Annotated in this window: 20 protein-coding genes and 1 pseudogene; 14 read left to right on the top strand and 7 right to left on the bottom strand. The window is 59.7% G+C overall.

All coding sequences use genetic code 11. The features are described from left to right. Nucleotides 1-8 precede the first annotated feature (8 nt). On the bottom strand, nt 9-821 hold the full coding sequence (locus CAF65_RS08325) for an inner membrane protein YpjD (protein ID WP_085715859.1): 813 nt from the start codon (nt 819-821) through the stop codon (nt 9-11). A 210-nt stretch (nt 822-1,031) separates the two neighbouring features. On the opposite strand from CAF65_RS08325, the gene ffh reads away from it, so the two are divergent. From ffh to rplS, 5 genes are all read left to right on the top strand, one after another. Further along, nucleotides 1,032-2,408 carry a signal recognition particle protein gene (gene ffh / locus CAF65_RS08320; RefSeq protein ID WP_085715858.1) on the top strand — a complete coding sequence of 459 codons (1,377 nt, stop codon included), beginning with the start codon at nt 1,032-1,034 and terminating at the stop codon, nt 2,406-2,408. Nucleotides 2,409-2,657: 249 nt separating this feature from the next. Then, nucleotides 2,658-2,909 carry a 30S ribosomal protein S16 gene (rpsP, locus tag CAF65_RS08315; RefSeq protein ID WP_007972721.1) on the top strand — a complete coding sequence of 84 codons (252 nt, stop codon included), beginning with the start codon at nt 2,658-2,660 and terminating at the stop codon, nt 2,907-2,909. Between the two features lie 5 nt (nt 2,910-2,914). Next, nucleotides 2,915-3,451, top strand: a complete 537-nt coding sequence (rimM, locus tag CAF65_RS08310; RefSeq protein ID WP_008053499.1) for a ribosome maturation factor RimM — start codon at nt 2,915-2,917, stop codon at nt 3,449-3,451. A gap of 2 nt (nt 3,452-3,453) precedes the next feature. Further along, a complete protein-coding gene (gene trmD, locus CAF65_RS08305) occupies nt 3,454-4,206 on the top strand; it encodes a tRNA (guanosine(37)-N1)-methyltransferase TrmD (protein ID WP_007897583.1) in 753 nt (250 codons plus the stop codon). Nucleotides 4,207-4,251: 45 nt separating this feature from the next. Further along, nucleotides 4,252-4,602 carry a 50S ribosomal protein L19 gene (gene rplS, locus CAF65_RS08300; protein ID WP_008018567.1) on the top strand — a complete coding sequence of 117 codons (351 nt, stop codon included), beginning with the start codon at nt 4,252-4,254 and terminating at the stop codon, nt 4,600-4,602. 113 nt (nt 4,603-4,715) lie between these two features. Here the strand turns inward: rplS and CAF65_RS08295 are convergent, their stop codons facing one another. Next, on the bottom strand, nt 4,716-6,524 hold the full coding sequence (locus CAF65_RS08295; protein ID WP_085715857.1) for a sodium:proton antiporter: 1,809 nt from the start codon (nt 6,522-6,524) through the stop codon (nt 4,716-4,718). Between the two features lie 107 nt (nt 6,525-6,631). Between CAF65_RS08295 and xerD the strand changes: the two genes are divergently transcribed. The 6 genes and pseudogenes from xerD (at nt 6,632) to CAF65_RS08270 (ending at nt 12,055) form a co-directional block, all read left to right on the top strand. Next, nucleotides 6,632-7,528 carry a site-specific tyrosine recombinase XerD gene (gene xerD / locus CAF65_RS08290; protein ID WP_085715856.1) on the top strand — a complete coding sequence of 299 codons (897 nt, stop codon included), beginning with the start codon at nt 6,632-6,634 and terminating at the stop codon, nt 7,526-7,528. Nucleotides 7,529-7,712: 184 nt separating this feature from the next. Then, nucleotides 7,713-8,444: a bifunctional protein-disulfide isomerase/oxidoreductase DsbC gene (dsbC, locus tag CAF65_RS08285; RefSeq protein WP_085715855.1), complete on the top strand. Its 732-nt coding sequence runs from the start codon at nt 7,713-7,715 to the stop codon at nt 8,442-8,444. A 132-nt stretch (nt 8,445-8,576) separates the two neighbouring features. Beyond that, the gene (locus CAF65_RS08280) at nt 8,577-9,881 is read left to right on the top strand and encodes a homoserine dehydrogenase (RefSeq protein WP_085715854.1); all 1,305 of its coding nucleotides are present in this window, start codon (nt 8,577-8,579) and stop codon (nt 9,879-9,881) included. Nucleotides 9,882-9,947: 66 nt separating this feature from the next. Then, nucleotides 9,948-11,357: a threonine synthase gene (gene thrC / locus CAF65_RS08275; protein ID WP_085715853.1), complete on the top strand. Its 1,410-nt coding sequence runs from the start codon at nt 9,948-9,950 to the stop codon at nt 11,355-11,357. A gap of 85 nt (nt 11,358-11,442) precedes the next feature. Beyond that, nucleotides 11,443-11,606: pseudogene (locus tag CAF65_RS28680) on the top strand (histidine kinase); the annotation flags it as partial. Between the two features lie 161 nt (nt 11,607-11,767). Then, nucleotides 11,768-12,055, top strand: a complete 288-nt coding sequence (locus CAF65_RS08270) for a DUF3509 domain-containing protein (protein ID WP_085715852.1) — start codon at nt 11,768-11,770, stop codon at nt 12,053-12,055. Nucleotides 12,056-12,225: 170 nt separating this feature from the next. Here the strand turns inward: CAF65_RS08270 and CAF65_RS08265 are convergent, their stop codons facing one another. Both CAF65_RS08265 and CAF65_RS08260 read right to left on the bottom strand, forming a co-directional pair. After that, a complete protein-coding gene (locus CAF65_RS08265; protein WP_085715851.1) occupies nt 12,226-13,191 on the bottom strand; it encodes a TIGR02285 family protein in 966 nt (321 codons plus the stop codon). Further along, the gene (locus CAF65_RS08260) at nt 13,145-14,344 is read right to left on the bottom strand and encodes a CaiB/BaiF CoA-transferase family protein (RefSeq protein WP_085715850.1); all 1,200 of its coding nucleotides are present in this window, start codon (nt 14,342-14,344) and stop codon (nt 13,145-13,147) included. Before CAF65_RS08260 ends, CAF65_RS08265 begins: the two co-directional genes overlap by 47 nt. 147 nt (nt 14,345-14,491) lie before the next feature. Here CAF65_RS08260 and CAF65_RS08255 point away from each other — a divergent pair, with 147 nt between their 5' ends. The 3 genes from CAF65_RS08255 (at nt 14,492) to CAF65_RS08245 (ending at nt 18,208) form a co-directional block, all read left to right on the top strand. Further along, nucleotides 14,492-15,034: a YaeQ family protein gene (locus CAF65_RS08255; protein ID WP_085715849.1), complete on the top strand. Its 543-nt coding sequence runs from the start codon at nt 14,492-14,494 to the stop codon at nt 15,032-15,034. Nucleotides 15,035-15,103: 69 nt separating this feature from the next. After that, nucleotides 15,104-16,813 carry a single-stranded-DNA-specific exonuclease RecJ gene (recJ, locus tag CAF65_RS08250; RefSeq protein ID WP_085715848.1) on the top strand — a complete coding sequence of 570 codons (1,710 nt, stop codon included), beginning with the start codon at nt 15,104-15,106 and terminating at the stop codon, nt 16,811-16,813. A 288-nt stretch (nt 16,814-17,101) separates the two neighbouring features. Then, nucleotides 17,102-18,208, top strand: a complete 1,107-nt coding sequence (locus CAF65_RS08245) for an NADH:flavin oxidoreductase/NADH oxidase (RefSeq protein ID WP_085715847.1) — start codon at nt 17,102-17,104, stop codon at nt 18,206-18,208. 67 nt (nt 18,209-18,275) lie between these two features. Here the strand turns inward: CAF65_RS08245 and glpD are convergent, their stop codons facing one another. The 3 genes from glpD to glpK form a co-directional block, all read right to left on the bottom strand. After that, nucleotides 18,276-19,814, bottom strand: a complete 1,539-nt coding sequence (glpD, locus tag CAF65_RS08240) for a glycerol-3-phosphate dehydrogenase (RefSeq protein WP_085716012.1) — start codon at nt 19,812-19,814, stop codon at nt 18,276-18,278. A 330-nt stretch (nt 19,815-20,144) separates the two neighbouring features. Next, nucleotides 20,145-20,900: a DeoR/GlpR family transcriptional regulator gene (locus tag CAF65_RS08235; protein ID WP_085715846.1), complete on the bottom strand. Its 756-nt coding sequence runs from the start codon at nt 20,898-20,900 to the stop codon at nt 20,145-20,147. A 95-nt stretch (nt 20,901-20,995) separates the two neighbouring features. Then, nucleotides 20,996-22,501 carry a glycerol kinase GlpK gene (gene glpK / locus CAF65_RS08230; RefSeq protein ID WP_085715845.1) on the bottom strand — a complete coding sequence of 502 codons (1,506 nt, stop codon included), beginning with the start codon at nt 22,499-22,501 and terminating at the stop codon, nt 20,996-20,998. Nucleotides 22,502-22,556 lie beyond the last annotated feature (55 nt).

Genomic DNA, 22,556 nt, shown 5'->3' with positions numbered 1-22,556 from the left:
GCCGCCCGTCAGATGTGCAGGATGTATTCACGAACCAGTTTGCTGCCGAAATACGCAAGCATCAGCAAGCAAAAACCAGCCAGGGTCCAGCGAATGGCTTTGTGCCCGCGCCAGCCGAGGCGATTGCGCCCCCACAGCAGCACGCTGAAAACGATCCAGGCCAGGCAGGCCAGCAGGGTTTTGTGCACCAGATGCTGGGCGAACAGGTTTTCGACGAACAGCCAGCCGGAAATCAGCGACAGCGACAATAGCGTCCAGCCGGCCCAGAGGAAGCCGAACAGCAGGCTTTCCATGGTTTGCAGCGGCGGGAAGTTCCTGATCAGCCCGGATGGGTGCTTGTGCTTGAGCTGGTGGTCTTGAACCAGCAGCAGCAAGGCCTGGAACACCGCGATGGTGAACATGCCGTAGGCAAGAATCGAGAGCAGGATGTGGGCGAGGATCCCCGGCTCTTCATCGATGATCTGCACCGTGCCGGCTGGCGCGAAATGCGCCAGCAATACGGTCAAGGCCCCCAGCGGGAACAGCAGGACCAGCAGGTTTTCTACCGGAATCCGCGAGCAGGCCAGCAGGGTCAATGCGATGACCGCCACGGCAATCAGGCTGGCAGCAGTGAAGAAGTCCAGGCCCAGGCCGGTTGGGGTCAGCAGGTGGGAGAGCAGGCTGGCGCCGTGGGTCAATACGGCGAGCACGCCGAGCATGACCAGCAGGCGTTTGTTGGCCTTGGTACCGGAAGCCAGGCGAGTGCCCTGATAAATGGTCGCAGCGGCATACAAGCAGGCGGCGGCGAGGGTAGTAAGCAAACTGGGTGACAAGGGGAGCATAAATCCTGTTAGGCAAGCCCGAAAGTCGCTGAGTTTGGCATAGAACCCCCACCACACGAAAGACCGCGCAACCCGACGGCGAGGTGTCCGCCAGCCACAGTCTTCGCTATAATCCGCGACCTGCCCACGCCGCAGGCTCGCCGAGCACACGTTTAGTCCGGTCCGGGCCGCCATTATCCCGGTCTACACAGGGCCTGAAAGGATCGCGCAATGTTTGAAAACTTAACCGACCGTCTCTCGCAGACGCTGCGCCATGTCACCGGCAAGGCCAAGCTGACTGAAGACAACATCAAAGACACCCTGCGCGAAGTGCGCATGGCGCTGCTCGAAGCCGACGTCGCCCTGCCGGTGGTCAAGGACTTCGTCAATTCGGTCAAGGAACGTGCCGTCGGTACCGAGGTGTCGCGCAGCCTGACGCCGGGCCAGGCCTTCGTGAAGATCGTCCAGGCCGAGCTCGAAAGCCTGATGGGTGCGGCCAACGAAGACCTGAACCTGAGCGCCGTTCCACCCGCCGTCATCCTGATGGCCGGTTTGCAGGGCGCGGGTAAGACCACCACCGCCGGAAAACTCGCGCGCTTCCTTAAAGAGCGCAAGAAGAAGTCGGTCATGGTGGTGTCCGCCGACGTTTACCGTCCGGCGGCGATCAAGCAGCTGGAAACCCTGGCCAACGACATCGGCGTGACGTTCTTCCCGTCGGACCTGAGCCAGAAGCCGGTCGACATCGCCAGCGCGGCTATCAAGGAAGCAAAACTCAAATTTATCGATGTGGTCATCGTCGATACCGCCGGCCGCCTGCACATCGATGAAGAGATGATGGGCGAGATCAAGGCACTGCATGCCGCGATCAAGCCGATCGAAACCCTGTTCGTGGTCGACGCCATGACCGGCCAGGACGCCGCCAACACGGCCAAGGCCTTCGGCGATGCATTGCCGCTGACTGGTGTGATCCTGACCAAGGTCGACGGCGACGCCCGTGGCGGTGCCGCTCTGTCGGTGCGTGCCATCACCGGCAAGCCGATCAAGTTCATCGGTATGGGCGAGAAGAGCGAAGCGCTCGATCCGTTCCATCCTGAGCGTATCGCCTCGCGCATCCTCGGCATGGGTGACGTGCTCAGCCTGATCGAGCAGGCCGAAGCAACCCTCGACAAGGACAAGGCCGACAAACTGGCCAAGAAGCTGAAGAAGGGCAAGGGCTTCGACCTCGAAGACTTCCGTGATCAGCTGCAACAAATGAAGAACATGGGCGGCCTCGGCGGGCTCATGGACAAGCTGCCGAACATGGGCGGCATGAATCTGGCGCAGATGGGCAACGCCCAGGGCGCGGCAGAAAAGCAATTCAAGCAGATGGAAGCCATCATCAACTCCATGACCCCGGCCGAGCGCCGCGATCCCGAGATGATCAGCGGTTCGCGCAAGCGCCGGATCGCCATGGGTTCCGGCACCCAGGTGCAGGACATCGGCCGCTTGATCAAGCAGCACAAGCAGATGCAGAAAATGATGAAGAAGTTCTCTGCAAAAGGCGGAATGGCCAAGATGATGCGCGGCATGGGCGGAATGTTGCCCGGCGGCGGCATGCCAAAGATCTGAAAAAACTCGCCGGTCGTCGTACCGGCGCAGTCCCGCAAGGAAGCGGGATCTCCAGCAAACCCGCGCTTGGCGGGAGCTGATCGGCCGTTTTCAACGACGGCTCTATAGCCAATCTGGATGGCACGGTGACAGGTGCCGGAAAAAGGCATTTGCAAAAGTCCGGATATTCCTTAGAATATGCGGCCTTTCGGGCACCCATGCCCGCTGTGCATTTAGATTTGCAGCACCGACTACAGGAACGATGTTCACATGCTAACAATCCGTCTTGCCCTTGGCGGCTCCAAAAAGCGCCCGTTTTACCACTTGACCGTAACCGACAGCCGCAACCCGCGCGACGGTTCGCACAAGGAACAGGTTGGCTACTTCAACCCTGTTGCCCGTGGTCAGGAAGTTCGTCTGTCCGTGAACCAAGAGCGCGTAGCCTACTGGCTGAGCGTTGGTGCACAACCTTCTGAGCGCGTTGCTCAGTTGTTGAAGGAATCTGCCAAGGCTGCGGCCTGAGCAATATGAACGCGACGCCAGCCATTGCTGATGATTTGATCGTTATCGGCAAGATTTATTCTGTTCACGGCGTTCGCGGCGAAGTGAAGGTGTACTCCTTTACTGATCCGATTAAAAACCTGCTGGACTACAAAACCTGGACGCTCAAGCGTGACGGCAATGTAAAGCAGGTAGAGCTGGTCAGCGGACGCGGGAACGACAAGTTCCTGGTCGCAAAGCTCAAGGGTCTCGATGATCGCGAAGAAGCTCGTCTTCTGGCCGGTTATGAGATCTGCGTGCCGCGCAACCTGTTCCCTGAACTGACCGACGGCGAGTACTACTGGTACCAGCTGGAAGGTCTCAAGGTCATCGACACTCTCGGACAACTGTTCGGGAAAATCGATCATCTGCTGGAAACCGGCTCGAACGATGTCATGGTGGTCAAGCCTTGCGCTGGCAGCCTGGATGATCGCGAACGCCTGTTGCCCTATACGGAGCAATGCGTGTTGGCCGTCGACCTGGCCGCGGGCGAGATGAAGGTGGATTGGGACGCGGATTTCTAAGCGTGGCTAACTTGCGCGTAGAAGTGATCAGTCTGTTTCCCGAGATGTTCTCCGCCATCAGCGAGTACGGCATCACCAGTCGTGCGGTGAAACAGGGGCTCTTGCAGCTCACCTGTTGGAATCCGCGAGACTACACGACGGATCGACATCACACTGTGGACGATCGCCCGTTTGGCGGTGGTCCGGGCATGGTGATGAAGATCAAGCCCCTGGAAGATGCTCTGGTTCAGGCCAAGGCAGCAGCCGGGGAGGCGGCGAAGGTAATTTACCTGTCCCCCCAAGGCCGTCAACTGACTCAGTCGGCGGTACGCGAGTTGGCGAATCTGGATGCATTGATCCTGATTGCCGGCCGTTATGAAGGCATTGACGAGCGTTTTATTGATGCTCATGTCGATGAAGAGTGGTCGATTGGCGACTATGTATTGTCTGGCGGCGAGCTGCCGGCGATGGTCCTGATCGATGCGGTTACACGACTGCTGCCTGGAGCTTTAGGGCATGCGGACTCCGCCGAGGAAGATTCCTTTACGGATGGTTTGCTGGATTGCCCGCATTACACCCGACCGGAGGTGTATGCGGATCAGCGTGTTCCCGACGTATTGCTAAGTGGCAATCACGCGCACATCCGGCGTTGGCGTTTACAGCAGTCCCTTGGTCGGACCTTTGAACGACGCGCCGATCTTCTGGAAAGCCGCTCGCTTTCTGGAGAAGAGAAGAAGCTGCTCGAGGAATATATCCGCGAGCGGGACGATAGTTAACAACGTATCGATGGTAGATCCGACGATTTACCTTAGGAGCACAGCATGACTAACAAAATCATCCTTGCACTCGAAGCAGAGCAGATGACCAAAGAGATCCCTCCCTTTGCCCCGGGCGACACCATTGTCGTTCAGGTGAAAGTGAAGGAAGGCGACCGTTCGCGTCTGCAAGCGTTCGAAGGTGTTGTTATCGCCAAGCGTAACCGCGGCGTAAACAGTGCATTCACCGTTCGTAAAATCTCCAACGGTGTTGGCGTAGAGCGTACTTTCCAGACCTACTCCCCGCAAATCGACAGCATGGCTGTCAAGCGTCGCGGTGACGTACGTAAAGCCAAGCTGTACTACCTGCGCGACCTGTCGGGTAAAGCAGCTCGCATCAAGGAAAAACTGGTTTAAGTCCAGCTTCCGATGCAGAAAAAAGCAGCCTACGGGCTGCTTTTTTGTTGCGTGCGATTTGTCTGTCCCCTGTAGGAGCTGGCAAGCCAGCTCCTACAGGGCGAATCGATCTGTCAGGCGCTGCTCGTCTCGGGCTGAATCAATGCTAAAAGTGTCCACCCCGCCGAAGGTTTCAGTGAGCTGTCCGGCGTCACCACGTGCACCCAACCGTTATCGTCACGCACGAACAGCAAGGTCGCACGCTCGCCATGCAACGCGCAGTAGTCGTCCCAACTGAAGCCGTCCTTCAAAGTCGTGCTGTAAAGCTCGGCGCCCAGGCTCAATTGGCTGGCGAGCTTGGCGTAGGTCAGCGTTTCGCTGCCCAGTTGATTGCCGCGATGTTCCAGGCTGGTGCGGTGCTTGTCGGTGCGGCGGCTTTCCTGGCCGCTGGCCAGGCCGAACATGCGCTGGTGACCCAGTTCATGACGAAAGCGCATCAGTGCCAGGGTATTCATCTCACCGGAGGGTGACAGCGCCAGCAAATGCCCGAGGCCGACCAGGTCCAGATGCGCATCGGCATGTTGCGACGCCGGGTTGCCAAAATAGGTCGGCAAACCTTCCATCCGGGCTGCACGAATATTCTCCCAGCTCGAATCCGTCAATAGCACCCGGCTGCCCAGTTGTTGCAGCGCCTTGCCCAGCGTGCGCGCAGGTCCGTTGGCGCCGATGATCAGGAAGCCACTTGGCGCCGGCTCCGCCACCTTCAGCAGGCGTGCCAGCGGTCGTGCTGTCGCGCTTTGCAATACGACCGTGCCGATGATCACCGCAAAGGTGAGCGGCACAAGCAGCAATGCCCCCTGATGACCGGTCTCATGCAGGCGGATGGCGAAGATTGCCGACACCGCCGCTGCCACGATTCCCCTCGGGGCGATCCATGCCAGCAGGGCCCGTTCGCGCCAACTCAGGCTGGAGCCCGCCGTGCACAGCAGCACATTCAAAGGTCTGGCAATGAACTGGATGACCAGCAGCAAAATCAGCACCAGGGGCCCGAGGCCGATCATGGCGTTCAGGTCCAGCCGTGCCGCCAGCAGAATGAACAGACCGGAGATCAGCAGTACGCTGAGGTTCTCCTTGAAGTGCAGGATGTGCCGCACGTCCACGCCTTTCATGTTGGCCAGCCACATGCCCATCAGGGTCACGGCCAGTAACCCGGACTCATGGGTGACCTCGTTGGAAGCAATGAAAATACCCAGGACTGCCGCGAGCGCTGCCAGGTTGTGCAGATATTCCGGCAGCCATTGGCGACGAATCAGGGTGCCGAGCAACCAGCCACCAAAAGCACCGAACAGGCTACCGCACAAAATGACGCCGCCGAAGGTCAGCAGACTTTCCTTGAAGCCGTTACCTACGGCGCTGGCGATGATGAAGCTATAGACGACCACCGCCAGCAGGGCGCCGATGGGGTCGATGACAATGCCTTCCCAGCGCAGGATGTTGGCAATCGAGGCTTTCGGGCGCACGACGCGCAGCATCGGCACGATCACGGTCGGCCCGGTCACCAGGGTCAGGCTGCCGAACAGGATGGCCAGCATCCAGTCGAAACCCAGCAGCCAGTGAGTGGCAACCGCAATCACTGCCCAAGTGGAAAGGGCACCAATCGTGACCAGGCGGTGGACGACGCTGCCGATTTCGCGCCACTCGGACAAATGCAGGGTCAGGCTGCCTTCGAACAGGATCAGCGCCACCGCCAGGGACACCAGCGGCATCAGCAGTGGCCCGAACATTTCCTGCGGGTCGAGCAGGTGTAGTCCGGGGCCGGCCAGGATGCCGGTCAGCAACAGGAAAAGTATCGCCGGCAGTTTCAGGCGCCAAGCCAGCCATTGGCAAAGTAGCGCCGCCGCGCCTATCCCGCCAAATGCCAATAAAATCTGCTGCTCGCTCATTGCTGCTCCCTGTTCCTTGAATTGGCGGCCTGTGAAAGACTAGCGGCCGTTTCCATGTCTGTTTTTAATTTTGTGCGCAGTCTCGAGACTGTGTGATTTGAGAGCCCATGCCTGCCATCGATCACCCGCTTATAGACCAATTCCTCGACGCTTTGTGGCTGGAGAAGGGCCTTTCCGACAACACCCGCGATGCCTATCGCAGTGACCTGGCGCTGTTCAATGGCTGGCTACAGGATAAAGGGCTGGAGCTGGTCAATGCCGGGCGCGAGTTGATTCTCGACCACCTGGCCTGGCGCCTGGAGCAAAACTACAAGCCTCGTTCCACCGCACGATTTCTCTCGGGTGTGCGTGGCTTCTATCGCTATCTGTTGCGGGAAAAGATGATCGCTGTCGATCCGACGTTAAGGGTTGATATGCCGCAGCTCGGCAGGCCACTGCCTAAATCCTTGTCGGAGGCCGATGTAGAAGCACTGTTGAAGGCGCCTGATTTGAGCGAAGCCATCGGACAGCGCGACCGCGCCATGCTTGAAGTGCTTTACGCCTGCGGTCTGCGGGTGACTGAGCTGATCAGTCTGACGCTGGAGCAGGTCAATTTGCGCCAAGGGGTATTGCGAGTGATGGGCAAGGGCAGCAAGGAGCGACTGGTCCCGATGGGCGAGGAGGCGATTGTCTGGGTCGAGCGCTACATGCGTGATGCCCGCAGCGAACTGCTTGGCGGGCGTCCCAGTGACGTGTTGTTCCCGAGTCAGCGTGGCGAACAGATGACCCGCCAGACCTTCTGGCACCGGATCAAGCACCAGGCCAAGGTGGCCGGAATCGGCAAGTCGCTGTCACCGCACACGCTGCGCCATGCCTTCGCCACGCACCTGCTCAACCACGGCGCCGACCTGCGGGTAGTGCAGATGCTGCTGGGGCACAGCGATTTGTCGACCACCCAGATCTACACCCACATTGCCCGGGCGCGCTTGCAGGACCTGCATGCCAAACACCACCCCAGAGGCTGACCGTAAACCCTTGTAGGAGCGAGCTTGCTCCTACAGAAGCATTCGCCAATGCCTTGTATCACCGGCATTCGGCCCCACGAACCTTATGTGATAGGCTTGACCGGTTTGCACGATGGGCGGTTATGACCCGGTGTCTTGGCACGGGCGTTCTGATCGTCCCATATGTTCGCCTTCAGGAGTTCTCATGCGTCTGACCCAGATTTTCGCCGCCGCAGCCATTGCGCTGGTCAGCACCTTTGCCGTCGCCGATGACGCGGCCGACAAAGCCATTCGTAAAAGCCTGGAAAACCTCCAGCTCGAGGTGCCGGTAGAAAGCATCACCGCCAGCCCATTGCCCGGCCTGTACGAAGTCAAGCTCAAGGGCAGCCGCGTGCTATATGCCAGTGCCGACGGCCAGTACGTGGTCCAGGGCTACCTGTTCGATCTCAAGGACGGAAAGCCGGTCAACCTGACCGAGAAGACTGAACGCCTGGGCATTGCCAAGCTGATCAACGACATTCCAGTGGCTGAAACCGTGGTCTACCCGGCCATTGGCGAAACCAAGTCGCACATCACCGTATTCACCGACACCACTTGCCCGTATTGCCACAAGCTGCACGCCGAAGTGCCTGAGCTGAACAAGCGCGGCATCGAAGTGCGTTACGTCGCGTTCCCGCGTCAGGGTCTGGGCTCGCCGGGAGACGAACAGCTGCAGGCGGTATGGTGCTCGAAAGACAAGAAAGCGGCCATGGATAAAATGGTCGAGGGCAAGGAAATCAAGGCCGCCAAGTGCGATAACCCGGTTTCCAGGCAATTCGCACTCGGCCAGTCGATCGGCGTAAACGGCACACCGGCTATCGTTTTGGCCGACGGTCAGGTCATTCCGGGCTACCAGCCTGCGCCACAAGTCGCCAAACTGGCGCTGGGCGCGAAGTAAATTCGCACGTCACGGCAAGCCTTGACGATCATGGTCCGGTAGCCACATTCGCCGGACCATCAATAGAGAGCCGCGAGTCTGCGGTTGTGTTCACGGCCGGCCTCGAGTCGGCCGTTTTATGGGGAGTTCACAGTGAAACCGGTCAAAGTAGGCATCTGTGGGTTAGGAACCGTCGGTGGCGGTACCTTCAACGTACTTCAGCGCAACGCCGAGGAAATTGCTCGTCGTGCCGGGCGTGGGATCGAGGTGGCGCAAATTGCCATTCGCACGCCAAAGCCTCAGTTCCAAACGACCGGTATTGCGATTACCACCGATGTCTTCGAAGTGGCCACGAACCCTGAGATCGACATCGTCATAGAGCTGATGGGCGGCTACACCGTTGCCCGCGAGCTGGTACTCAAGGCCATCGAGAATGGCAAGCATGTGGTCACCGCGAACAAGGCGCTTATCGCCGTTCACGGTAATGAAATTTTCGCCAAGGCCCGCGAGAAAGGCGTGATCGTTGCGTTCGAAGCGGCGGTGGCTGGTGGTATTCCGGTGATCAAGGCGATCCGCGAAGGCCTGTCCGCCAACCGCATCAACTGGGTGGCCGGCATCATCAACGGCACCGGCAACTTCATCCTGACCGAAATGCGCGAGAAGGGTCGCACCTTCGAAGACGTATTGGCCGAAGCCCAGGCCCTGGGTTATGCCGAAGCCGATCCAACCTTCGACGTTGAAGGTATCGATGCCGCTCACAAGCTGACGATCCTGGCCTCCATCGCGTTCGGTATCCCGCTGCAATTCGACAAGGCTTACACCGAAGGCATCACCAAACTGACCACCGCTGACGTGAACTACGCCGAAGCGCTGGGCTATCGCATCAAGCACCTGGGCGTGGCGCGCAGCACCGCGGCCGGTATCGAACTGCGCGTGCACCCGACGCTGATCCCGGCCGATCGCCTGATCGCCAACGTCAACGGTGTGATGAACGCGGTAATGGTCAACGGCGATGCTGCCGGTTCGACCCTGTTCTACGGTGCGGGCGCCGGTATGGAACCGACCGCTTCGTCGGTGATCGCCGACCTGGTGGACGTGGTCCGCGCCATGACGTCCGACCCGGAAAACCGCGTACCGCACCTGGCGTTCCAGCCGGATTCGCTGTCGGCTCACCCGATCCTGCCGATCGAAGCCTGCGAAAGCGCCTACTACCTGCGTATTCAGGCCAAGGACCATCCAGGCGTATTGGCTCAGGTCGCGAGCATCCTTTCGGAGCGCGGCATCAACATCGAGTCGATCATGCAGAAGGAAGCCGAGGAACACGACGGCCTGGTGCCGATGATCCTGCTGACCCACCGCGTGCTGGAACAGCACATCAACGATGCCATCGCTGCTTTGGAAGCCCTGGCGGGTGTGGTCGGTCCGGTCGTGCGGATTCGTGTCGAGCACCTGAACTAAGCCGATATCGTTGACCGGGCTCGTTTGCGGGCCCGGCACTACGAACACTGTCCATTGGAGTCAGTCATGCGTTACATCAGTACCCGCGGCCAGGCACCGGCCCTGAATTTCGAAGACGTCCTGCTGGCAGGCCTTGCCACCGACGGCGGTCTGTACGTCCCGGAAAACCTGCCACGTTTCACCCAGGAAGAAATCGCTTCCTGGGCCGGCCTGCCGTATCACGAACTGGCTTTCCGCGTCATGCGCCCGTTCGTCACCGGCAGCATCCCGGATGCCGATTTCAAAAAGATCCTTGAAGAAACCTATGGTGTGTTCGCCCACAACGCCGTCGCACCGCTGCGTCAGTTGAACGGCAACGAATGGGTGCTGGAGCTGTTCCACGGCCCGACCCTGGCGTTCAAGGACTTCGCCCTGCAATTGCTCGGTCGCCTGCTTGACTACGTGCTGGAGAAGCGCGGCGAGCGCGTGGTGATTGTCGGCGCCACCTCCGGTGATACCGGCTCGGCCGCCATCGAAGGCTGCAAGCACTGCGAAAACGTCGACATCTTCATCCTGCACCCGCACAACCGCGTGTCCGAAGTGCAGCGTCGGCAGATGACCACGATTTTCGGCGAGAACATCCATAACATCGCCATCGAAGGCAACTTCGATGACTGCCAGGAAATGGTCAAGGCGAGTTTTGCCGACCAGGGTTTCCTCAAGGGCACTCGCCTGGTCGCCGTGAATTCGATCAACTGGGCGCGGATCATGGCCCAGATCGTTTACTACTTCCATGCGGCCCTGCAACTGGGTGGCCCGGCACGTTCGGTGTCGTTCTCGGTGCCGACCGGCAACTTCGGCGACATCTTCGCCGGTTACCTGGCGCGCAACATGGGCCTGCCGATCAACCAGTTGATCGTCGCCACTAACCGCAACGACATCCTGCACCGTTTCATGAGCGGCAACCAGTACGTCAAGGAAACCCTGCACGCCACTCTGTCGCCGTCAATGGACATCATGGTCTCGTCGAACTTCGAACGCTTGTTGTTCGACCTGCATGGTCGCAATGGCGCGGCAATCGCCGGGCTGATGGATTCGTTCAGGCAAGGCGGCGGTTTCAGTGTCGAGCAAGAGCGCTGGACCGAAGCCCGCAAGTTGTTCGACTCGCTGGCCGTGGATGATGCGCAAACCTGCGAAACCATCGCCGAAGTCTATGAGCAGACCGGCGAAGTGCTGGATCCGCACACTGCCATTGGTGTGAAAGCCGCGCGGGAATGTCGCCGTAGCCTGGACATTCCAATGGTGATCCTGGGCACCGCCCACCCGGTCAAATTCCCGGACGCTGTGGAAAAAGCCGGTGTAGGAAAAGCTCTCGAACTGCCTGTACATCTTTCTGATTTGTTTGAACGAGACGAACGTTGCACCGTATTGCCAAATGACCTGAAGGCCGTGCAGGCCTTTGTCAGTCAGCATGGCAACCGCGGCAAGCCGTTGTAACCGGTCAGCGCTGTTACATTTTGAAGCCCGTCTCCTGACGGGCTTTTTCATTTCTGCATGCACACTTGTCGTGTTATCGCCGCGAAAATTGAGTACGCGAAGGACACGCTTCTTCGAGCGCCAATTGGTGTTCAAGGACGGTGTCAGGGATATCTACCAGTGGACAGTGCCGTTTTACACGGCCGATGGCGAGCTACGAGGATTGTTGGGGGCTGGGCCGATATCGCCCGGCGTACCCGACAGACGTGATGCTGGCGTTTTTTCTCTGTCATGTTTGCCGTGCATGCTCTGTTGACTGAGCAGCAGGTTCGCTTGCGGTCGGTATCCAGAACTTTCTTCTCGGGCCAGTGGTCATCTGTTGCAGGCATGACCCAGGCACATTGTTTTCGGACTATTGAGTGGTGATCGGGATGGAAAGTATCAGTCTGTTGCTCGGCGAGGCGCTGAGCCCGTATCAGGTCACATTGAGCCCGTCAGGCATTCGTGGCGAATACCGGGTGACCCTGAAGAATGCTATCGGCGTGACCGTGGTCGAGCGCGAGTTCAATCAGGCCCAGTTGAATGACAAACGCCTGCTGACGGACGTGGTCGACGGTTTGCATCGCGATGTGCTGATCGCTGAAGGACGCCTGGAGCCTTGTGTCATCGCGGCATTGCGAAATGCGGCGCAGGACAAGCTGCTGGCCAGCCGCAATTGAAGGAATTTTTGTGGGAACCTTCCCGCGCCGAGGTCAGTCAGACCTTGTAACAGCAGGATCAAGCATTGTGCTCCGGTGCTTGTAGCTTGCTGCTACGGGTCTCCAAACAGGCCACGTTTAACCCCGGGTCGTCTCCCCACTTCCCGGGGTTTCTTTTTGCCCGGGATTTGTCATGGCTGCGCCAGATTGTCGAAAAACGCCTTGGTGTCTTTCAGGTAATCGCTGCGGCTTTGTGGATCCAGCCAGGCGGCGTAGGCCTCATCAAGGCGTTCGCGGGGCAGGGTGCGCAGTACCTGGTTGATCTCGACAATGGCCTGTCGGCCCTTGGGCGTATCTGTACAGCCGATGTAGCCGGACAGGTATTTACCCGTGCCGCGAATCGGATAGAACTGCAGCTCATCTTCTGCGATGCCTTGCAGTGAGGCCTGGTAGCGAATTTCCGGGCGATAGCCTAGCAACAGGCGCAAGCGTCCCAGGCGCTGCATTTGCAGCAGGCTGCCCAAAGCGTCGTTGCCATAATGTGGGGTCAGCGCGTCGGCTGGCGCTTGCTTGAGCAGCTCGTCGAGGTATTCGCCGTAATTGCGCTCGGCAATGATCCCCAGTTTTTCGCTGCCGCTGGCGAGCAACTCTGCCAGGTCCACTTCGCCATCCTTGATAAAGGGGGCCAGCACGTTCTGGTCAACGCGCCGCACGGCCAGGCCATTGCTCATGGCGCGGAAGACCGGGATGGAAAAGGCGATCCACTGTTCCCGTTCCTTGCTCCAGTTCAGCGCCGCGTCGCAGACCAGGGTTGGTTCATGAAGCATTTGCAGGCCACGCGCGCGATTGACCCTCATCACGCTGTGCTGGTATTGCGGCATGCCGGCAATCAACAATGGAAGTAATTGATCGATAACGCCCTGACCTTTTTTCGGTCCGTCGAAAATCGTCAGCGGCGGCAGGTCGCGCTTGAGCCAGATCAGGGTTTCCCTGGTTTGCGCCAGGACTGAGGGGACCGGTTCAAGGAGCAGGAACAAGGTCGCCAGCACGCACAGCAGCCAGCCGCCGCGCGATGGGCAGTGAATGCCCCATGCCGGCAGACGCCTCAGTTCAGATGGCTCCGTCTTTGCGCAACTGTGCGATCTGCGTCGCGTCATAGCCAAGTTCCTGGAGTACCTGTGCGTTGTGCTCACCCAGTTGTGGCCCGACCCATTCACATTCACCGGGTGTCTCTGAGAGTTTCGGCACAATGCCCGGCATCTTGAAGTCTTTGCCGTCCGGCAGCCTGGCTTGCAGGAGCATTTCCCGCGCCAGGTACTGAGGGTCGTTGAACATGTCTTCGGCGCTGAAGATCCGGCTGGCCGGCACGTCGGCCTGATTAAGCAGTGCCAGCACAGTGTCCAGCGGCAACGAGTTGACCCAGCGATCGATGACGCCATAAATCTCGTCGCGTCGGGTATCACGGCCATCGTTGCTGGCAAGCAGGGGGTCGTTGGCCAGGTCTTCCCGACCAATGATCAGCATGAAGCGTTTGAAAATCGCATCGCCATTGGCGCCGATCTGCACGTGCTTGCCATCGGCACTGGTGTGGATCGAGGACGGGGTGATGCCCGGCATGATATTGCCCGTGCGTTCGCGAATGAAGCCGAACACATCGAACTCCGGAACCATGCTTTCCATCATCGCGAAGATGGCTTCATACAGCGCCACGTCCACCACTTGCCCCTGGCCACCGTTAACCTCGCGATGACGCAGGGCCATCAGTGCGCCGATCACGCCCCAGAGCGCGGCAATCGAGTCGCCGATGGAAATGCCGGTGCGCACGGGTGGCCGGTCTTCAAAGCCAGTGATGTAGCGCAGGCCCCCCATGGATTCACCGACCGCACCAAAACCGGGTTGATCTTTCATCGGGCCGGTCTGGCCGAAACCCGACAGCCGCACCATGACCAGTTTCGGGTTCAAGGCGTGCAGGACATCCCAGCCCAGGCCGAGTTTTTCCAGCACGCCGGGGCGAAAGTTTTCGATCAGAATGTCTGCTTCACCCAGCAGCTGTTTCAGGATCGCCTGACCGTCGGGGTGCTTGAGATTGAGGGTCAGGGACTTTTTGTTGCGGGCCTGGACGAACCACCATAACGAAGTGCCTTCATACAACTTGCGCCATTTGCGCAATGGATCACCGCCGTCCGGGGATTCGATCTTGATCACATCGGCACCGAATTCGGCGCAAATGCGCGAAGCAAACGGGCCGGCAATCAAAGTGCCCAATTCGATGACTTTCAGACCGGAAAGCGGTTTGGCGGTGAGCGGCATACGGGATCCTGTAGGGCAAGGGATGAGCGAATACAGCGTTTTAACATAGCCGACTGTCAGACGCTTCAGGTCGATCACCTTCAATTCGTGGAATACCTCGCGCATCGGTTAGACTTGCCGCCTTTCCTCGTATCAAGAAGCCCGTTCATGGCCCAGCCGTCCACGACCTACAAGTTTGAACTGAACCTCACCGACCTCGACCGCAGCATCTATGAGAACGTGAAGCAGACCATTGCCCGTCACCCTTCGGAAACTGAAGAGCGCATGACCGTGCGCCTGTTGGCCTACGCCCTTTGGTACAACGAACAGCTGTCGTTCGGCCGTGGTCTGTCGGAAGTGGATGAACCTGCCTTGTGGGAAAAAAGCCTGGATGACCGCGTCCTGCACTGGATCGAAGTCGGCCAGCCGGATGCCGAGCGCCTGACCTGGTGTTCGCGCCGCACTGAGCGTACCAGCCTGTTGGCCTATGGCAGCCTGCGCGTGTGGGAAGGCAAAGTGGTACCGGCAGTGAAAAACCTGAAAAACGTCAACATTGCTGCCGTGCCTCAGGAAGTCCTGGAAACTCTGGCCAAGGACATGCCGCGTGTCATCAAGTGGGACGTGATGATCAGTGAAGGGACGATTTTCGTCACCGACGACCGTGGTCAGCACGAAGTCCAGTTGCAGTGGCTGGCCGGTGAGCGCGGCTGATTTTTCGCTACTGCTTTAGCGCGTCATCCGGTTTTATCCTACGTATTGAAGAGAAGCATCTTTCGCCCCATGCGCATCGAACCTCGCCTGCTGCCCGACACCCTGCCATTCCTCGGTGATATTCCGCCGCTGCTCACCCGCCTGTACGCAGCGCGGGGCGTGCAATCCGAGGCGGAACTGGACAAGAGCCTGGCACGCTTGATTCCGTTCCGGCAGCTCAAGGGCATCGATGCCGCGGTTGACCTGTTGGTGACGGCGCTCGAACAACGCCAGCGCATTCTGATCGTCGGCGACTTCGATGCCGACGGCGCGACGGCCAGCACCGTGGGCACATTGGGCCTGCGTTTGCTGGGGGCGGCGCATGTCGATTATCTGGTGCCGAACCGTTTCGACTACGGTTACGGCCTGACACCGGAGATCGTCGCGGTCGCGCTTGAGCGTCAGCCTCATTTGCTGATCACCGTCGACAACGGCATCTCGAGCGTCGAAGGTGTGGCAGCGGCGCAAAAGGCCGGGCTCAAGGTGCTTGTCACCGACCACCACTTGCCCGGTGACGAGTTGCCGTTGGCCGACGCCATCGTCAATCCGAACCAGCCCGGTTGCGAGTTCCCGAGCAAGGCGCTGGCCGGTGTCGGGGTGATTTTCTATGTGCTGATGGCCCTGCGTGCGCGGTTGCGCGAGCTGGGCTGGTACACCAGCAAGCCGCAGCCGAATATTGGCGAACTGCTCGATCTGGTGGCCTTGGGCAGCGTGGCTGACGTGGTGCCGCTGGATGCCAACAACCGGATTCTGGTACATCAGGGGCTGGAGCGGATTCGCGCCGGACGTGCCCGACCGGGGATCAAGGCGATCCTCGAAGTGGCCAAGCGCGATCATGCGCGCATCACCTCCACCGATCTGGGTTTCATTGTCGGCCCGCGCCTGAACGCTGCAGGGCGCCTGGATGACATGAGCCTGGGAATCGAATGCCTGCTGACCGAAGACGCAGGTCTGGCCCGTGAGATGGCTGCTCAATTGGACGGCATGAACCAGGATCGCAAATCCATCGAGCAGGGCATGCAGCGCGAAGCGCTGGCGCAACTCAAGGATCTGCCAGTGGAGTCGATGCCATTCGGCTTGTGCCTGTTCGATCCCGAATGGCACCAGGGCGTCATCGGTATCCTCGCGTCACGGATGAAAGAGCGCTATTTCCGCCCGACCATCGCTTTTGCCGATGCCGGAGATGGTCTGCTCAAGGGCTCGGGGCGTTCGGTCCAGGGCTTTCACATCCGCGACGCCCTGAGCGTAGTGGCGGCGCAGCATCCGAATCTGATCACCAAGTACGGTGGCCACGCAATGGCGGCCGGCCTGACGCTGCCGGAGGCGAATTTCCCCCTGTTCGCCGAAGCCTTTGACGCTGAAGTGCGCCGGCAACTGCGCGAAGAAGACCTGACTGGCCGCCTGCTGTCGGACGGCACCCTGGCGGTGGAAGAGTTTCACCTGGAACTGGCCCGCGCCCTGCGACATGCCGGTCCTTGGGGGCAGCACTTCCCGGAGCCGTTGTTTCATGGGGTGTTCCAGTTGGTCGAGCAACGGGTGGTGGGCGAGCGGCACCTCAAAGTGGTGCTGAAAAGTGAATGTGGTTCGGTGAAGCTCGACGGCATTGCCTTTGGAGTCGACCGCGACATCTGGCCGAATCCCACGATCAAGTGGGTGGAGCTGGCCTACAAGCTCGACCTCAACGAGTTTCGAGGGAACGAGACGGTTCAACTGATGATTGCCCACATCGAACCGCGTTGAACTGACACCTGTAGGAGCGAGCTCGCTCCGGGCGGCGTTCCGACGATGGACGTGAACGATGGCGCTGGGGAGCTGATACCCCGTGGTGTCCTGTCGTCCATCTCGAGCTCGCTCTTGCAAGGGGGCGACATCCCCCGATGTCGACTAGGCTCTAAGCACTGCTTGATTATCCTTGTGACGTCTTGTCGAATTTTTTGCCCGCGGGGGCGGGTGTTGTACCTTTTTCCTGTCACTCGTCGACTATTCAAACAGAACCTGGAGCCTGCCCACTGATACGAGAGGTGCCCCATGAGTCTGCTGCTTGAGCCCTTTACCCTTCGCCAATTGACCCTACCCAACCGCATCGCCGTTTCGCCGATGTGCCAGTACTCCAGCGCCGATGGCCTGGCCAATGACTGGCACCTGGTCCACCTCGGCAGCCGCGCTGTCGGCGGGGCCGGGCTGGTATTTACCGAAGCCACGGCGGTCACCGCCGACGGACGTATCACGGCTCAGGACCTCGGTCTGTGGAATGACGAACAGATCGAACCCCTGCAACGCATCACCCGCTTCATCAATGCACAGGGTGCCGTTGCCGGCATTCAGCTGGCCCATGCCGGGCGCAAGGCCAGCACCCACCGGCCGTGGCTCGGCAAGCATGGCAGCGTCAAACCCGATGAGGGCGGTTGGGTGCCGGTCGGCCCTTCACCGATTGCGTTCGACCCGCAGCACACCCAACCCAGACAACTCGATGACGGCGATATCACTCAAGTGATCCAGGCCTTTGTCGATGCGGCAAAACGCTCATTGACGGCCGGTTTCAAGGTGGTCGAAGTGCATGCGGCTCACGGCTATCTGCTGCACCAGTTTCTTTCGCCCCTGAGTAATCAGCGGCGTGACCAGTACGGCGGTTCGTTCGACAATCGCATTCGGCTGGTGCTGCAGGTCACCGAAGCGGTGCGTGCAGTGTGGCCTGAAGAATTACCAGTGTTTGTCCGGGTCTCCGCCACCGACTGGGTGGAGGACGGCTGGAACCCCGATGAAACCGTGGAGCTTGCGCGTCGCCTCAAAGCCTTGGGGGTGGACCTGATCGACGTTTCGTCGGGCGGGACGGCGGTGAATGCCGAGATTCCCACAGGGCCGGGTTACCAGACCCGCTTCGCCGAGCGTGTGCGCAAGGAGTCGGGGATGTCCACCGGCACCGTTGGCATGATCACCGAGCCGGCCCAGGCCGAGCACATCCTGCGCACATGTCAGGCGGACATCATTTTCCTGGCCCGGGAGTTGTTGCGCGATCCGTACTGGGCGCTGCATGCAGATGATGATCTGGGCGGGCACAAGGCCGTGTGGCCGGCGCAGTATCAGCGGGCGACTCACCGTGAGCAGCCGATTCACGAATCGGATTTGCGTGACTGAAACCCATCGATACGAAAAAGCCCCTGGATCGTGAGGCCCAGGGGCTTTTGTTTATACCAGTGACCGATCAGGCCGCTTCGATCTTGCTGCGGTTCTGTTCGACCTGGTTCAGATAATCCTTGAGCTTTTCCTGTTCGGCCACCGTCGTGAACAAACCAAGCTTGCTGCGCCGCCAGAGGATGTCGTGGGCGCTGGTGGCCCATTCTTCGCTGCACAGATAGTCGACTTCACGGGTGTAGAGACCACCGCCGATATGCTCGCCCATATCGCTGAGGTCCTGAACGCCTTCGAGCATGCGCCAGGTGCGGCTGCCGTAGGTGGTGGCCCAACGGCGAGCGATCTCGTTCGGTACCCAGTCGAATTGGTCGCGGATACGCGAGCTCAAGGCTTGCGGGGTAGTCATGTCTTCACCGCCCGGCAGCGTGGCGCTGGCGGTCCAGCCTGGCTGGATGTGCTTGAAGTACGGTGCCAGTTGCGCCAGCGCCGACTCTGCCAGTTTGCGATAGGTAGTGAGCTTGCCGCCGAACACCGACAGCAACGGCGCTTCTTCGCCAGTGCCAGACAGCGCCAGGGTGTAGTCGCGGGTCACGGCCGACGGGTTGTCGGATTCGTCGTTGCACAATGGGCGTACGCCGGAATAGCTGTGCAGGATGTCGCCGCGACTGATTTGCTTTTTGAAGTGGGCATTGACCACGTTCAACAGGTAATCGGTTTCGCCATCGGTGATCGCAACCGCTGCCGGATCGCCGGTGTACTCGCGGTCGGTGGTGCCGATCAGAGTGAACTGATTCAGGTACGGAATGGTGAACACGATGCGCTGATCTTCGTTTTGCAGGATATGCGCGTGTTCGCCTTCATACAGCTTCGGCACGATCAGGTGGCTGCCCTGGATGAGGCGGATACCGTAAGGCGATTCCATCTTGAGGTCATCCCGAATGAACTTGGCGACCCATGGCCCGGCCGCATTGACCAATGCCTTGGCGCGGATCGAAAACAGGCTGCCATCGGCGCGTTCCAGGTGCAGGTGCCACAGGCCCTTGGTACGGCGCGCGCTGACGCAGCGGGTCTGAGTGTGAACGTGGGCGCCTTTTTCCCGGGCGGCCATGGCGTTCAATACCACCAGGCGCGCGTCGTCGACCCAGCAATCGGAATATTCGAAGCCTTTGGTGATCTCGCTTTTCAGCGCGCTGTCGGGGCCGAACTTCAGGCTTTTCGAACCTTCGAGTTGCTCGCGCTTGCCCAGGTTGTCATAGAGGAACAGGCCGGCACGGATCATCCACGCCGGGCGCAGGTGCGGGCGGTGCGGCAACACGAAACGCATTTGCTTGACGATGTGCGGAGCCTTGGCCAACAGCACTTCGCGTTCAGCCAGGGCTTCGCGCACCAGGCGGAATTCATAATGCTCGAGGTAGCGCAGGCCGCCGTGGATCAGCTTGCTGCTGGCCGACGAGGTATGGCTGGCCAGGTCATCCTTTTCACAAAGGAACACCGAGAGACCGCGGCCGGCGGCATCCGCTGCGATCCCCACGCCATTGATCCCGCCACCGATGACGGCGATATCGTAGACCTCGGCGAGAGGGGGCGTAGGCAAGGTGGAAGTGGGCATCGGCTCGGCCTCGGAATTCTTTGATGTTCTGTATTTGAATTCGAACATAAATGTTCATTTGCGAAAATACTAGCCCATAAAGACGCCCACAGCCAGTCAGCTTCGATTGAAAATACTCATCGAAGGGCCGTTAAAGGAAAATATTCGAACATCAAGTGGGTGCCGGGCGCGGCTGATGTGTTGTTTTCGCGGAAGTCTTCGCGGATTGCCACCCAGAGCAAGTCCTCCCACAGTGATTGATGACGCGCACAAGATTTGTGACCGACTCAATTTTCTGTGGGAGCGAGCTTGCTCGCGATGGCGCCAGTGCAGGCGCCATGGGCAGGGGGGTTAAACCACTTCCAGGCGAACCTTGTGCTGGTTCAACAGTTGCACCAGCGCTGGCGAAGGCTGTTGGTCAGTGACCAGACAATCAACCAGGCTGATCGGCCCCAGGCGAATCATGGCGTTGCGCCCGAACTTGCTGGAGTCGGCCGCAAGGATCACTTGCCGGGCATTGGCGATGATCGCCTGGGATACCCGCACTTCCTGGTAGTCGAAATCCAGCAGGCTGCCGTCCTCATCGATGCCGCTGATGCCCACCAGGGCGAAATCGACCTTGAACTGGTTGATGAAGTCGACACTGGCCTGACCCACAACTCCACCGTCACGCCGTACGTTGCCACCTGTCAGCAGTACGTCGAAATCGTCCTTGGCGCTGAGCATCGACGCCACATGCAGGTTGTTGGTGATGATCTTCAGGTGACTGTGGTTGAGCAGTGCCCGGGCGATGGATTCGGTAGTCGTGCCGATGTTGATGAACAACGAGGCATGGTCGGGAATCTGCGCGGCAATGGCTTCGCCGATACGCTGTTTTTCATCGCGCATCTGATCGGCGCGCATGGCGTAGGCGGTGTTTTCGACACTTGAATCGTAAGCTGCGCCGCCGTGGTAGCGACGCAATAAATTGGCTTCCGCGAGCTGATTGATATCGCGGCGGATGGTCTGCGGGGTAACTACGAACAGCGTGGCCATTTCCTCGATGCTGACATAGCCGCGTTCGCGAACCAGTTCGAGGATTTGCTGCTGACGGGGAGGCAGATTCATGGGGCGTCCTTTGGGCTGCCGTGCAAAATTTGCCCATGATGCCGCAGGAATCTGCTCCCGACCAGTTACATACAGATACGAGTCTGCGTCTTGGCTTATTCAGCCTCGTCTTCAGCCGCCCAGTCGCGGGTACGGCTGACGGCTTTTTTCCAGCCGGCGTAGAGTTTTTCCTTCGCCGTTTCATCCAGCGTCGGCTCGAACTGGCGCTCGATCACGGCTTTGCCACGCAGCTCTTCCAGGCTTCCCCAGAAGCCACAGGCCAAGCCTGCCAGGTAAGCGGCGCCGAGTGCCGTGGTTTCGCGCATTTGCGGGCGCTCGACCTGGGTGCCGAGGATGTCGGCCTGGAACTGCATGAGGAAGTTGTTCGCGACTGCGCCACCGTCCACGCGCAGGGCCTTGAGGCGTTCCCCGGAGTCCTGCTGCATGGCGTCCAGCACGTCGCGGGTCTGGTAGGCAATCGATTCCAGGGCTGCGCGAATGATGTGGTCCACACGTACGCCGCGGGTCAGGCCGAACAATGCGCCACGTGCGTACGGGTCCCAGTACGGAGCGCCAAGTCCGGTGAAAGCGGGCACCAGATACACGCCGTTGCTGTCCTTGACCTTGTTGGCAAAGTATTCGGTGTCATGGGCGTCATTGATGATCTTCAGCTCGTCACGCAGCCATTGCACGGTGGATCCGCCGTTGAATACGGCGCCTTCCAGAGCGTAGGCCACTTCGCCACGCGGGCCGCAAGCGATGGTGGTCAGCATGCCGTGTCGGGATTTCACCGCTTTGTCGCCGGTGTTCATCAGCAGGAAGCAGCCGGTGCCGTAGGTGTTTTTCGCCTGGCCTGGCTCGACGCACATCTGGCCGAACAGGGCGGCTTGCTGGTCGCCGGCAATCCCGCCGATGGCAATGCCGCTTTTGGTATGGCCATAAATTTCCGACGAGGATTTCACTTCCGGCAGCATTTCGCGCGGAATATCCAGAACCTCCAGCATCTTCGCATCCCACTCCAGGGTGTGGATGTTGAAGAGCATGGTGCGCGAGGCGTTGGTGTAATCGGTGACGTGGACCTTGCCGCCGGTAAATTTCCAGATCAGCCAGCTGTCGACGGTGCCGAACAGCAGCTCGCCGTTGCGCGCGCGTTCGCGGCTGCCTTCGACGTTGTCGAGGATCCACTTGAGCTTGGTGCCGGAGAAGTACGGGTCGGTGACCAGGCCGGTGGTTTCACTGATGTATTGCTCGTGACCGTCGCGTTTGAGTTGCTGGCAGATCTCGGTGCTGCGTCGGCACTGCCAGACGATTGCGTTGTAGATCGGGCGGCCGGTGTTCTTGTCCCACACCACGGTGGTTTCGCGCTGGTTGGTAATGCCGATGGCTGCGACCTGATCGTGGTGCAGGCCGGCTTGTGCCAGGGCCTCGACCATCACGGCGCTTTGCGTGGCGAAGATCTCCATCGGGTCATGCTCAACCCAACCGGCTTGCGGATAATGCTGTGCGAACTCCCGTTGGGCGGTGCAGACCACGTTCGCGTCGCGGTCGAAAATGATTGCGCGGGAACTGGTCGTACCCTGATCGAGGGCAATGATGTAGTTCTTATTCTGTGTGTCGGTCATGTCGATTGCCTTGGACGAAAAAAGGGAGTGAGGTCTGGCGCGTGATCAAAGGGCA

Source organism: Pseudomonas sp. B28(2017), assembly GCF_002113025.1.
Classification (GTDB): Bacteria; Pseudomonadota; Gammaproteobacteria; order Pseudomonadales; family Pseudomonadaceae; genus Aquipseudomonas.
The sequence above is the reverse complement of the archived record's forward strand: the minus strand, read 5'-3'. Positions and strand labels throughout refer to the sequence as shown.

Excerpts from the sequence above, each read along its gene's own strand:
- CAF65_RS08270 (WP_085715852.1), top strand. The coding sequence starts at position 11,768 with ATGGAAAGTATCAGTCTGTTGCTCGGCGAGGCGCTGAGCCCGTATCAG.
- rplS (WP_008018567.1), top strand. The coding sequence starts at position 4,252 with ATGACTAACAAAATCATCCTTGCACTCGAAGCAGAGCAGATGACCAAA.
- CAF65_RS08235 (WP_085715846.1), bottom strand. The coding sequence starts at position 20,900 with ATGAATCTGCCTCCCCGTCAGCAGCAAATCCTCGAACTGGTTCGCGAA.
- CAF65_RS08295 (WP_085715857.1), bottom strand. The coding sequence starts at position 6,524 with ATGAGCGAGCAGCAGATTTTATTGGCATTTGGCGGGATAGGCGCGGCG.
- rpsP (WP_007972721.1), top strand. The coding sequence starts at position 2,658 with ATGCTAACAATCCGTCTTGCCCTTGGCGGCTCCAAAAAGCGCCCGTTT.
- rimM (WP_008053499.1), top strand. The coding sequence starts at position 2,915 with ATGAACGCGACGCCAGCCATTGCTGATGATTTGATCGTTATCGGCAAG.
- CAF65_RS08325 (WP_085715859.1), bottom strand. The coding sequence starts at position 821 with ATGCTCCCCTTGTCACCCAGTTTGCTTACTACCCTCGCCGCCGCCTGC.
- CAF65_RS08265 (WP_085715851.1), bottom strand. The coding sequence starts at position 13,191 with ATGACGCGACGCAGATCGCACAGTTGCGCAAAGACGGAGCCATCTGAA.
- xerD (WP_085715856.1), top strand. The coding sequence starts at position 6,632 with ATGCCTGCCATCGATCACCCGCTTATAGACCAATTCCTCGACGCTTTG.
- glpD (WP_085716012.1), bottom strand. The coding sequence starts at position 19,814 with ATGCCCACTTCCACCTTGCCTACGCCCCCTCTCGCCGAGGTCTACGAT.
- CAF65_RS08255 (WP_085715849.1), top strand. The coding sequence starts at position 14,492 with ATGGCCCAGCCGTCCACGACCTACAAGTTTGAACTGAACCTCACCGAC.
- thrC (WP_085715853.1), top strand. The coding sequence starts at position 9,948 with ATGCGTTACATCAGTACCCGCGGCCAGGCACCGGCCCTGAATTTCGAA.
- ffh (WP_085715858.1), top strand. The coding sequence starts at position 1,032 with ATGTTTGAAAACTTAACCGACCGTCTCTCGCAGACGCTGCGCCATGTC.
- glpK (WP_085715845.1), bottom strand. The coding sequence starts at position 22,501 with ATGACCGACACACAGAATAAGAACTACATCATTGCCCTCGATCAGGGT.
- recJ (WP_085715848.1), top strand. The coding sequence starts at position 15,104 with ATGCGCATCGAACCTCGCCTGCTGCCCGACACCCTGCCATTCCTCGGT.
- CAF65_RS08260 (WP_085715850.1), bottom strand. The coding sequence starts at position 14,344 with ATGCCGCTCACCGCCAAACCGCTTTCCGGTCTGAAAGTCATCGAATTG.
- CAF65_RS08245 (WP_085715847.1), top strand. The coding sequence starts at position 17,102 with ATGAGTCTGCTGCTTGAGCCCTTTACCCTTCGCCAATTGACCCTACCC.
- dsbC (WP_085715855.1), top strand. The coding sequence starts at position 7,713 with ATGCGTCTGACCCAGATTTTCGCCGCCGCAGCCATTGCGCTGGTCAGC.